Origin of the sequence: Candidatus Sulfurimonas baltica (assembly GCF_015265455.1) — a bacterium.
In the GTDB taxonomy this organism is placed as follows: Bacteria; Campylobacterota; Campylobacteria; order Campylobacterales; family Sulfurimonadaceae; genus Sulfurimonas; species Sulfurimonas baltica.
Genome location: NZ_CP054492.1, coordinates 1,869,901 through 1,881,866, shown reverse-complemented (window position 1 = coordinate 1,881,866; position 11,966 = coordinate 1,869,901). Strand labels below are relative to the sequence as shown.

The following is an 11,966-nucleotide window of genomic DNA, read 5'->3' as shown; positions in this document are numbered from 1 at the left end:
TATGAAAAAGACACTTCCCAATCTAATAAGAACACAAGACATCTTTATGGCGTCAAAAGACAATATACTCTCACAGTGGATATCTTATGAAACTCCACAAAAGATTCTACAACTTCACAATATTAACAATGAAAAATTTTTAACTGATTATGCAAGTGGTGTTTTTGACTACTTTATGGGTGTAATTGCAGGTGAGTTGGAGATAGGCGATTGTCCGGTAATGCATAGCCTTTTGGTATATTTGAAACATAGAGATATCAGAGCCGATGAACTTTTTGAAATTTGCAGTCACTTTAGACGCTCAATGATAGATTTTACTTATGATGTTCAGCTTAACTCAAAAGAGACATTTGATGAAATATCATATATTTTTGATAAAAATTTTCAAGGTGTTTTACAACATTACACAGATACTATCTTTCAAAAGGAACAAGAGATTGACAGGCATGTTGAACTTCTTAGTGAATACCAAAAGGCACTTGATGAGAGTGCGATTATCTCAAAAACTGACTCTGAAGGCAGGATTGTATACGTTAATGACAAATATGTACAATTAAGCGGATATAGCGCTTTGGAGCTTATAGGAGAAAAACACAGTATCATAAAACACGAAGATATGCCACAATACTATTTTGACGATTTATGGTTTCAGTTGAGGAATGCCGGAATATTTAGAGGAACGATTAAAAATCTTAAAAAAAATGGTGATTATTTTTACATAGATGTGACTATTGTAAAAATAAGGGACCCATATGATGACTCTATTGAATACATGTCAATTGCGAATGATGTTACAACACTTATAGATGCAAGACTCGAAGCACAAAAAGCTTCTCAGGCAAAAGAGTACTTTTTGTCAAATATGTCTCATGAAATTAGAACCCCTCTTAATGCTATTTTGGGATTTGTAAATTTATTAATTGAACAAGATCTTTCAAAGCAACATAGAAAATATTTAGAGATTATTCTAAACAGTGGTGAAAACTTATTGAGTATAATTAATGATATTTTAGACTTTTCAAAATTAAGAAGTGGTGAGTTTACAATAGAACCTAAGATATTCTCTATTCATGATGAGATTAGCCATACTTTAGAGCTTTTTGTTGCTTCTGCAAACTCAAAAGATATAACAATCACATCTTTTATAGACCCAAAAATACCAAAAGAGCTCTATGCCGATTCACTAAGAATAAAGCAGATTTTATCTAACTTTTTAAGTAATGCTATAAAATTTACAAATGTCGGCGGACACATAAGAGTTGAAGCTACATGTCAAGAGAGTGTCTTGCGGGTTAGTGTCCATGATAATGGTATAGGAATAGCAAAAGAAGATATAGTGAGTGTGTTTTCTGCATTTACGCAAGCTCAGCATGGTGGACGTGAAAACTTAGATGGGACAGGCTTAGGATTGTCAATTTGTCACCAATTGGCAGAGCATATGAACGGTAGTGTAAAAGCTGAATCAACTTTTGGGGAAGGCAGTATATTCTGGCTTGAATTACCTGTTGAAATACATAATAAAGCATGCCAAATTTTCAGTGATTTAGATGATATTAAAGCACTAAAAATAGTTTTTTACTCTGAAAATATGCAAAGCAGTTATAAATCGGAATCATTTTTAAAGTACTCTAATATTTTTAATCTTAGTATTGATATGGTGAATACTCTTAATATGGAGTATGATATAGCCATATTTTTAGAAGAGGATTCTAATCAACGTTTTAAAGAAACGATTCTAAAATCAGACAAAAAATATATTGCTCTTACTAGCAAGCCAAACGATATTTATGAGAAGTATTCACATATTACAAGTATATGTTTTCCTCTATATTGCTCAAAAATAAAAACATCTTTTGATGAGTTGTTATACCCTGACTCTTATTCCCCTTATATGAAAAGTGCAAGCATGAAGTTTGAAGGGCATATTTTAATTGCGGAAGATAATGAAGCAAATCAAGAGTTAATAAAAATTTTACTTTTAAAGTATGGTTTGAGCTATGACTTGGCATCAAATGGTTTAGAAGCATTGACACTGTATAAAAAGAACAACTATGATTTAATTTTAATGGATGAACAGATGCCGATAATGGATGGCAATGAGGCAGTTAAAAATATTTTAAAATATGAGATAGAAAAAGGTCTTAGACACACGCCAATATCTGCACTAACAGCCAATGTAATAAAGGGGGCAAAAGAGAGGGGTCTTTCAAGCGGTTTTGATTCATTTTTAGGAAAACCTATTGTAATTAAAGAGCTAGAGAGAATCTTTTTTAATTATTTAAAAGTTGCAAATGGTGAAGTGGAAAAATCAATCAACAGTAGTAATAACAAAGATGTTATAGAAGGCCTAGATTTTAAAATATTAAGCAAAGAACTTATGTTAAATGAAGATGAGATAATAATGCTTGTAGATATGTTTGTAAAAAAGATGGCAAAACAGCTGCCTGAACTAAAAAATGCAATAGAGAGTAAAGATTATAAAAAGATTTCACTCATCTCTCATAGTATAAAGGGCTCTAGCGGTAATTTTAGAATGGAGTTTTTGCAAGAGAATACTTCCATAATGGAGAGAATGGCAAAAGAGGAAAATAGTAAGTTTGATTATGAAGCTATTTTTGAAAAAATTGAAAATATATTATCTAAAATAAAAATATCTTAGAGATTAGAACTATTTTTCAATAAGATAGCCTATTCCTGAAGCATTTTTTATTATATCAGTAGGAAGCTTGTTTCTAAGTCTCCAAACTAGTGTTCTAATGCTGTTTTCAGTTGCCCCATTATCTTGCCACACATAATCTATAGCTTGTTTAAAACTTATAACACTACCTAGTTTGGCAACAAGAAGCCGCAATATAGCATACTCTTTTTTAGTAAGTTTGATTTTTTCATAATTGTAAAATATCTCATTTTTGGTGATATCCATATAATAAGCATCTCCGAAAGAGATGAACGGCTTATCTGGGTCTCTTTTTGCATATAGCAGTTTATCTAAGTGTTGTTTATCTATTTTAGAAGCATTTATTTCTTCATTTCTATCATTTTCAACGCTGAACTTAAAAATAGCCATCTGTATTGTAGCGTGTAGTGAAACTGGATCAAATGGTTTAACTATGTATCCATAAGGTTCCGTTTTTATTGCTTCAGCGATGATGTCATCATCACTGTGAGAAGTTAAATATATAAACGGTATAGAATATTTTTTTCTAATTGTTTTTGCCAACTCTATACCATCACTACTCTCCTGAAGAGATATATCTATAATAATGATATTAGGTTTGTATTCATCAATCTTTTTTTTAGCTTCAGAGGCATTGTCACATATAGCAATAATATCATACCCATGTTTTTGTAGAGAGAGTTCTAGATTAAGAGCAGTAATCTCATCATCTTCTACAATGATAATAGTGTGTTTTTTCATGTCCAGCCTAAATTAAAATATAATTATTTTGTGATAACTGATATGATAACATTATATTACATTTATTTATAATATTATAGCTATTAATTTAAATGTTGTGATAATATTGTTACAATCTTACACTAAACTTGTGTTTATTAATTAATCGTACAATACAAAATTGTATTATCAATAGCTACGCAAGTATTTAAAGAAATCATGCACAATACACCTCAAATCGTGACACTGTAAAGAGGAATAAGGATTTTACATGTATAATCGCCATACTACGAAGCACTACTTAAGATTTTAACAAAAAAGGATTTAAGATGCAAAGAATAATTGATGGTATAAATGTTAAGACTTTTGGTGAAGTTACCAACCAAGCTATAGTCTTTATACATGGGTTTCCATATGATCAAACACTTTGGGATGATGTGATAGATGAGTTTAAAGATGAGTATTATTGCATCTCGTATGATATTAGAGGTTTTGGCAAGTCTGCTCTTATCACAGCTCAATTTACAATGGAGAGTTATACCCAAGACTTAGAAAGTGTTATCTTTGGTTTAAAGTTGGATAAGCCCATTATTTTTGGATTTTCAATGGGTGGTTATATTGCACTTAGGGCAAATGAAAGAGAAAATTACAAGGCATTGATACTTGCAAACACTACAACAAGCAGTGATGATGATAAAGCAAAACTAAAACGGGCTGCCGGCATTTCAGACATAGATGCTAAAGGGCTTGAACCTTTTATAGACGGTTTTTTATCAGTTGCTTTTAGTGAAGATTTTATCAAAAAAGAGCCATTGAAGATAAAAAAAATTAAAGAAAATATCATGAGTTTTAATCCCATTTGTTGGATCACCGTCAGTGTCAAGAGACTGCAACAATACAAGAATATTTTTTATTTCTTGATCGTTAACAGTTTTTGTTCCACCAAAAAAATCAAGAGGGGATACCGGGTCAACTGATCCAGTTATGGTTCCAAGTGAAATACTTGTTCCAATCAAAAACTCAACTTGATCTCCAGCTATAAAAGAGTAATGACCACCTGCATCTGTTTGCCCCGTTAACGTACCCTTATAGTTAAGCCCTTTTACCGGAGAGTCAATAAAAGTCCCCTCCAACGCTGCTGCCGCCGTCGTATCAGCGGTATTGGAATCACTGCAACCGACAAATGTGCTTACACCCACTATTGCAATGACAGTTGCTAGTGAATTTATGATTTTTGTTTTCATAATAAAATTCCTCCAAGAATATTTTATAAAATATAAAATAACCATTTATATTTTTTATCAACAGCTAATAATATTAAAATATTAAAAATATTACATCACACTAATGGGTGAGAAGATTATATTTTTGAAAAAATATATGAAATTAGATGGGAAAGTTTATACTGTAAGTAAAGTTGTAAATTAAAAGTAAAGCTTTATGCAAAACAGGAGAGTATTCTAATGAATTCCTGTTTTTACATTTAGTAATATGCGGCAATTATCGCAAAGGCAAAAAAGAACATTAAGTGGGATATTCCCTCAAAATAGTTTGTGTGACCCTCGTCCGTTGTTTTCCATGCTAAGATTATTGTAAGAAACAGTGCCCCAATTTCAAGTGGGTTAAAATTGAGAGTAAATCTGATTCCGCTGGCATATGCAAGAGCCATTAAAATAGGAACAGTTAGTAAAATTGATACAGTTGATGCTCCCATCGCTATGTTGACAACTCTTTGTATCTCATCATTTTTGGCCGCTTTAATTGCAGTAATAATTTCAGGCGAAACAGCGACGATTGCGATTATAAGCCCTGAAATGCCTGCAGATATACCATACTCTTTTGCTAATTTAATTCCATCACTTGCGAACACTTCAGCACCTAAGGCAATAATAGCTATGAAGATGAAAATAGATAGAATAAGTCCAAGTTTATTGAATTTTTCAAAGATATAACCGTCATCCTCTTCTTGAACTTCCTCTAGGCTTTTTTCAGCCATTTTTCTTTTAATCCTAAAAATTCTGCTTCTGGCAGTTTGCTTAAAAAAGTGTGTATGAGTCTTTGTTTGAAAAATCAATATTATTATGTAAAACAGCATTAGTAAAACAGCAATAGCAATCGAGGCATTTTCAATAACTGATTGAGAATGTTTTCCTAGCCCAAGTACTCCAGGCACGAGCAGAGCAGCCCCCGTTACAAAAAGTATGGTTGTGTAGGCACTTGAAGTCTCTTTGTTGTGTTCTTGTTCAGTAAATTTAAGTCCACCTAAAAATACTGCTAGCCCAAGCAAAACATTCATATCTACAATAACCGCTGAGATAATACCACCCTTAACAGTGTTTACTACCTCCGGATCTGAAACTGCCTGAAGAAGGATAATATAAAGTAGTATTATCTCAACAATTACAGCACTTAGTGTTAATACAAAACTGCCATAAGGCTCTTGCAATCTCTCTGAAAGTATCTCTGCAATTTCTGATACGCTTAGGGAGAGTGCACCGATGCCAATTGCTGCGAAAAGTGTTGCTGCTCCACCGCTGCTTACTTTATGAAAGTAGAATGCTATTATAATACTTGCAATACCTAAAAAAATATCCCAATAATCATTTATAAAATATTTTAACTTATTATTTGTGCTGTAAGCTATTTCTTCCAATCTATCTCCTCTATAATAAAATAAGGGTAGCTAAACCCAAGAAACTAAAAAATCCAACAATATCAGTTATTGTGGTTAGTAAGACGGTGCTGCCTATTGCCGGATCAACACCTGCTTTTTGAAGAACAAGAGGTATAATACTTCCAAAAAAGCCGGCACTTACTAGGTTGATAATCATAGATATGGCTATAACCAGACCTAACATCGGTATATTGAACCAAAAATAAGAAACAATACCGATTAGTGTGGCAAAAATAAAGCCGTTAGCCAAAGATATCAACACCTCTTTAATTATTGTTTTTTTTGCATCAGCACCCTCAATATCTCCAAGAGCCATTTGACGTACCGTAACTGTCAGTGTTTGAGTGCCGGCATTTCCTCCCATTGAAGCAACTATCGGCATTAAAATTGCGAGTGCCACTAAAGACTGAATTGTGGTGTCAAACAACCCTATTACAATAGACGCAGCAATCGCTGTTAAAAGATTTAACCCTAGCCATATTGCCCTTGTTTTTCCAATCTCAAACATATTCTCTTCTTGCTCAGCCTCATCATTAACCCCTGCTAGATTAAAGATTTGTTCCGTAGCAGTCTCTTGGATAATATCATAAATATCATCTGAGGTAATCCTTCCTATGAGTCTGCCGTAGTTGTCAACAACTGGAACAGATGTCAGGTTGTAGTTTGTTACCATATCCACAACATCTTTAATATCCGTTTTGTGATTTACAAAAAAAGTTCTGTGTTTATCCAAAGATATATCTTCAAATTTTAACTCATGTTCAAAAATTATTAAATCTTCAAGACCTATGGAGCCGATGTATTTTTTTTTGTCATTTACTAGATGTACATGCCAAATATTATCTACTTCTCCGCTCTCTTTTAAATATTTCAATCTTTTAATTGCAGTACCGATATGTTCAGTGATGTTTGCACTAAAAAGTTCGGCTTGCATGTAGGAACCTGCTTCATCCTCTTCATAGGCAATAAGTTGTTCTATTAACTCTTTGTCTTCATCATTAAAAGTTTTAAGAATATGTTGTGATATCTCCTCATTCTCTTCACTAATATTTTGAATCAGAGTTGCTGCATCATCTGTATCCATTTTTGAGGCAATGTCGGCGAGTTTTTTTACACTTAGTAAATCTGCTGTCTCTTCTTGGACGTAGTCTGGAAGCTCTGAGAGTACTTCTGCAAATAAATCATGTGGTATTTTCTTTATAACTTTTACGTATTCATCACTGTTAAGCTCTCTTAGCTTTAGTAGCGACATTGCTATATCATAAGGGTGAATATTGGATATATTATCTTTATATAATTCAGTGTGTAGTGCGATTAGTTCAATGAGCGTTTCTAACTCTTCTTGATTTGTTTTCAATTTTGCCAACTAGTAATTATTTTTTTATTTGATTAGTATACAATATTATATAGCTGATATTTTGTAAAAATGATATAGTTGATAGGAAACATGGATAAAAAAAATGGGTTTACTTGATATAATCATAAATTAAATATGCAAAGATAATGATTTTGTATAAGTATAAAATAGGAAGTGTAATGCATGAAAAAATAGTAGTAGGAAAAAAAGAGTTAATATCTATTGTAGATTTAGAACTCTACAATCTAGATGCAAAAGTTGACACCGGAGCTGACTCAAATGCTTTACATTGTGATCATATATTTGTTGATAATCAAAATTTAGTCCATTTTAGATTATTGGATGAAGTTCATGAATCATATCACGGTAAAAAAATTATTATGCCGCTATATAAGATGAAGCATGTAAAAAGTTCTAACGGAACAATACAAGAGAGACCTTCGATTAAGGTCACTGTAGAGTTTTTTGGCAAGATGTACAACACAATCATCTCATTAACAAATCGTGCTGATATGAAGTATCCAATGCTAATCGGAAGAAAGTTTTTAGCAAATAAGTTTTTAGTTGATGTCTCGCAAGAGTATCTATGCAAACAAACTATAAAGGAAAAATAAATAATGAGAGTATATATATTATCTAGAAATAAAAATCTTTATTCTACAAAAAGATTGGTTGAAGCAGCCAAACAAAAAGGGTGGGAAGTTAGGGTTATAGACTACTTAAAATGCAGTATTGAAATAGCAAAAGGAAAACTGGGCATTAATTATCTGGGTGAACAGTTGCCTGTTCCGGATGCAATTATTCCAAGAATCGGAGCAAGTAGAACGTTTTATGGAACGGCTATGGTTAGACACTTTGAGATGATGGATGTTTTTAGTGTTTCAGGGAGCTTGGCTGTTTCTAGAAGCAGGGATAAGTTGAGAAGTTTGCAAATTTTGTCAAAAAACGGTGTTGATATGCCAAAAACTGTTTTTGCCTCAAATAAATCTACTGCGAAAGACGTTATTGAACTTAGCGGCGGAGCACCTTTGATATTGAAAATACTTGAGGGGACACAAGGTGTCGGGGTTGTTTTGGTTGACAGCGAAAAGGCTGCCAAATCAGTTCTTGATGCATTCTACGGAATGGATGTGAATCTACTTGTTCAAGAGTACATCGAAGAAGCAGGCGGTGCAGATATAAGAGTATTAGTTGTTGGTGGAGAAATTGTAGGAGCCATGAAACGACAGGGTGCAGAGGGTGATTTTAGGTCGAACTTGCACCAAGGTGGGAAAGCGACAGCTCATAAACTAACAAGAAAAGAAAAATCAACAGCATTATCTGCTGCAAAAGCTATGGGTCTTGGAGTTTGTGGAGTTGATATGATAGAGTCATCAAGAGGGCCTCTTGTTATGGAAGTAAACTCCTCTCCAGGTCTTGAGGGAATTGAGAAGTCAACAAATATTGACATAGCTGAAAAAATTATGGATTACATTGAAAAAAATGTCACTCCAAAAAGTGATACTAAAGTAAAACAAAAGAGAATAAAAAAAGATAGTATCGGGGCTTAGAAATGTCAAGTTCCAAATTAATTTTAGCCGGTGTAGAGATACCAAAGGGTGTCAACACAACGATTAATATCGAAATGCCAAAGCTTTATAATACCCCTACAAATCTCCCTGTAAGGGTAATAAGAGGAAAAAAAGATGGTCCAACTGTTTTTATAAGTGCAGCAATTCATGGAGATGAATTAAATGGCATAGAGATAATAAGAAGGTTTAGAAAGCTAGAGATTTTAAAAAAACTTAAAGGAACTATTATATTGGTTCCAATTGTAAATGTATATGGAATTATGACATTATCAAGATATCTGCCAGATAGAAGAGATCTAAATAGAAGTTTTCCAGGAAGTTCAAAAGGTTCATTGGCAGGTAGAGTTGCTAAAATATTTTTTGATGAAATTGTAACAAAATGTGATTTGGGGATAGATTTGCATACGGCATCTATACATAAGTCTAACCTGCCACAAGTTCGGACAAATATAGATAATGAGTATACATTCAACCTAGCAAAAGCTTTTCAGGCTCCTGTGATTTTGCACTCTGAGTTAAGAGATGGGTCACTACGTTCTGTTGCGCAAGAAGCCGGAATTCCAATTTTGCTTTATGAAGCGGGAGAAGCTCTGCGTTTTGATGAGACTTGCATTAGAATAGGGGTTCAGGGAATTGTTAACGTGCTAAGAGAAAACGATATGTTACCAATGGTATTTAGAAAAACAGCTAGAAAAACACCAATAGTTACAAGAGATAGTAAGTGGATACGTTCTAGTGAAAGTGGAATGCTGAGAACTATAAAAGCACTTGGTGATACCGTCGAAAAAGGTGAAATAATTGCATATATTGATGAGCCGTTAGATGATGAAAATTTCGAGATAATATCACCTTTTGATGGTGTTATAATAGGTAAATCAGAGATTCCGCTTGTTCAAGCCGGTGATGCAGTTTTTCATATTGCAAAGTTTAACAATCTTGAAATGGCAGATGACAAAATAGAACACTTTAATGAAAATATAATCGAACAAAGTGAATTTTACGAATTAAATAGTGAAGATATTATAGAATAATTTTTTAGAAATATATGTAGGATAAAACATGGAACGATTTTATGACATTTTAAAGCAACTTATTCGTATTCCGAGTGTAGTTGGAGCAGAACACTCTTTTTTTATGTTTATAAAAAGAGAGCTTGAAGAAATTGGTATAAAAGTTGAATATTATGATGGTGTGTTGGTAGCAAAAGGCAAGGACCCTACGAGCGGATATATCTCTGCTCACGCAGATAGGCACGGTCTTATATGTACCGGACATAATGAATTTCAGTATGCTGCTTTTATTGCAAAAAATAGAGCAGACTTAACAGGTACTTCAAACTCTGAGCAACTTTTGCATAGGTTCACATCAAGATTTGTTGATGAAAAAGTTCAAGCTTATGAGCCATGGTCAGGAAGTTATCTCGGACTAGGTGTTATTCGAGATGCTTACTTATGTGAAAGAAGAAACAATATAATTTTCAATGTTGAGGGCTTTGACTTTTTGTTTCCTGGGACACCGATAGCTTTTATGGACAAATTGGAGTTTAAAGATGACTTGATATCTGCACAGCTGGACAATGTACTCTCTGTTGCAATTATTATCTACATGTACATGACTGGCTATAAAGGAACTGCTTTTTTCACTTCCTCAGAAGAAGCTGGAAAAAGCTGGAGGTTCTTGTTGGAGTGGTTTAGAAGATTCGATATATCAACTAACGAGTTGCTAGTTCTAGATACTAGTCCATATGAAAATTTAGAAGATATAAAAAACCTAAATGTTATTTTAAGACATAGAGATGAAAACGCAGTTTTTAGGTCTCCGCTTAAAAATATAATAAAAAACATAGCAATAGAAGAGAACATAAAATATCACTTTAAAGATGCTTATCTGAAAAATAAGATGTTGCAAAGTGGCATAAAAGGCTCACTTGGAACTACAGAACTTGGAAGAATAATTCACGCTACCAAAGGAACTATCCAAGGTGCAACGCTTCAAATTCCAACTATCGGTTATCACACTGTAAATGAAACAGCTTCTATAAAAGCTGTTGAGAGTATGATAACTATTCTTAGAAGATTGTATATTGAGAAAACATGAGATTTTTAATATTAATCTTTTTAGTCTGCACTCTTTACTCTCAAGAGATATTGGGAAAAGTAGATAGATTTGATTTGCCTGAATTCAATATTTATAACATTCAGGCAAAAATAGATACGGGTGCAAAAACTTCCTCTTTACACTGTACAGAGATAACGCAGATAGAAGATAGTTTAGTAAAGTTTATAGTACTCAATAACAAAAATGAAAGATTGACAGACGGTTATGTTGTAAAGCCAATTTCAAGAATATCGGATGTAAAGAGTTCAAACGGAAAAACTGAAAAAAGATATTTTATAAAAACAAAAATAGTAATCTACAATAAAACCTACGATATAGAGGTCTCTCTTGCTTATAGAGATACAATGCGCTACCCGTTGTTGATTGGAAGAGAACTTTTAAAACAGGGCTTTGTCGTTGATGTTAATAAAAAAGATTTATCTTACAATTCAAAACAACAATAACTATTTATTACTCTTCGTCATCTTGTTTTTGTTTTGAAGATTTACTAGCACCTCTTTTAAGCACAATTGTCGGGTGTTTTTTATACTCGTTTAATAATTTTATAGTAAATTCACCTCTGTTTTTTAGAGACTCTTTGTAATGTGTTTCATACCAAATTTGAGCACTAATAGCAGTTTTAGAAGAGTTCAATTGTACAGAAAAATCATTATTTGTATTTTCATTTTGAAAAACTTCTCTGGTTATGTTTTCAATGTCTTTAAAGTCATTTTCAATATCAAAGTCTATCTCTATAAGGTCTTTTATAATCACATTTTTTGCTGTAGAGTAGTTGTTGTCATCGGCGGAGTTAAAATAGGCAGTACGGAAAGCTGCTAAAAAGTAGTTTTTACAACCAAAAGCTTAAAG

The 11,966-nt window shown here is 32.9% G+C and carries 11 protein-coding genes; 7 read left to right on the top strand and 4 right to left on the bottom strand.

Going from position 1 to position 11,966, the window contains the following annotated elements:
• The first annotated feature begins 1 nt into the window (after position 1).
• Positions 2–2,659 carry a hybrid sensor histidine kinase/response regulator gene (locus HUE88_RS09410; RefSeq protein ID WP_194368448.1) on the top strand — a complete coding sequence of 886 codons (2,658 nt, stop codon included), beginning with the start codon at positions 2–4 and terminating at the stop codon, positions 2,657–2,659.
• A 9-nt stretch (positions 2,660–2,668) separates the two neighbouring features.
• Here HUE88_RS09410 and HUE88_RS09405 read toward each other — a convergent pair whose 3' ends face one another.
• Positions 2,669–3,418 carry a response regulator transcription factor gene (locus HUE88_RS09405; RefSeq protein WP_194368447.1) on the bottom strand — a complete coding sequence of 250 codons (750 nt, stop codon included), beginning with the start codon at positions 3,416–3,418 and terminating at the stop codon, positions 2,669–2,671.
• A gap of 308 nt (positions 3,419–3,726) precedes the next feature.
• Here HUE88_RS09405 and HUE88_RS09400 point away from each other — a divergent pair, with 308 nt between their 5' ends.
• A complete protein-coding gene (locus tag HUE88_RS09400; RefSeq protein ID WP_194368446.1) occupies positions 3,727–4,374 on the top strand; it encodes an alpha/beta fold hydrolase in 648 nt (215 codons plus the stop codon).
• Between the two features lie 506 nt (positions 4,375–4,880).
• On the opposite strand, the gene HUE88_RS09395 is transcribed toward HUE88_RS09400, so the two are convergent.
• Both HUE88_RS09395 and mgtE read right to left on the bottom strand, forming a co-directional pair.
• The gene (locus HUE88_RS09395) at positions 4,881–6,050 is read right to left on the bottom strand and encodes a calcium:cation antiporter (protein WP_229860062.1); all 1,170 of its coding nucleotides are present in this window, start codon (positions 6,048–6,050) and stop codon (positions 4,881–4,883) included.
• A 10-nt stretch (positions 6,051–6,060) separates the two neighbouring features.
• Positions 6,061–7,428, bottom strand: a complete 1,368-nt coding sequence (gene mgtE / locus HUE88_RS09390) for a magnesium transporter (RefSeq protein ID WP_194372611.1) — start codon at positions 7,426–7,428, stop codon at positions 6,061–6,063.
• Between the two features lie 179 nt (positions 7,429–7,607).
• Between mgtE and HUE88_RS09385 the strand changes: the two genes are divergently transcribed.
• The 5 genes from HUE88_RS09385 to HUE88_RS09365 are packed head-to-tail and all read left to right on the top strand — an operon-like array spanning position 7,608 to position 11,560.
• Complete coding sequence (locus tag HUE88_RS09385; protein WP_194368445.1) at positions 7,608–8,042, top strand: ATP-dependent zinc protease family protein; 435 nt, start codon at positions 7,608–7,610, stop codon at positions 8,040–8,042.
• A 3-nt stretch (positions 8,043–8,045) separates the two neighbouring features.
• Positions 8,046–8,978: a 30S ribosomal protein S6--L-glutamate ligase gene (gene rimK, locus HUE88_RS09380; RefSeq protein WP_194368444.1), complete on the top strand. Its 933-nt coding sequence runs from the start codon at positions 8,046–8,048 to the stop codon at positions 8,976–8,978.
• 2 nt (positions 8,979–8,980) lie between these two features.
• A complete protein-coding gene (locus tag HUE88_RS09375; protein ID WP_194368443.1) occupies positions 8,981–10,030 on the top strand; it encodes a succinylglutamate desuccinylase/aspartoacylase family protein in 1,050 nt (349 codons plus the stop codon).
• Positions 10,031–10,058: 28 nt separating this feature from the next.
• Positions 10,059–11,096: a peptidase M42 gene (locus HUE88_RS09370; RefSeq protein WP_194368442.1), complete on the top strand. Its 1,038-nt coding sequence runs from the start codon at positions 10,059–10,061 to the stop codon at positions 11,094–11,096.
• Positions 11,093–11,560, top strand: a complete 468-nt coding sequence (locus HUE88_RS09365) for an ATP-dependent zinc protease family protein (RefSeq protein WP_194368441.1) — start codon at positions 11,093–11,095, stop codon at positions 11,558–11,560. Before HUE88_RS09370 ends, HUE88_RS09365 begins: the two co-directional genes overlap by 4 nt.
• Before the next feature lie 7 nt (positions 11,561–11,567).
• On the opposite strand, the gene HUE88_RS09360 is transcribed toward HUE88_RS09365, so the two are convergent.
• On the bottom strand, positions 11,568–11,870 hold the full coding sequence (locus HUE88_RS09360; protein WP_194368440.1) for a hypothetical protein: 303 nt from the start codon (positions 11,868–11,870) through the stop codon (positions 11,568–11,570).
• Positions 11,871–11,966: the final 96 nt, after the last annotated feature.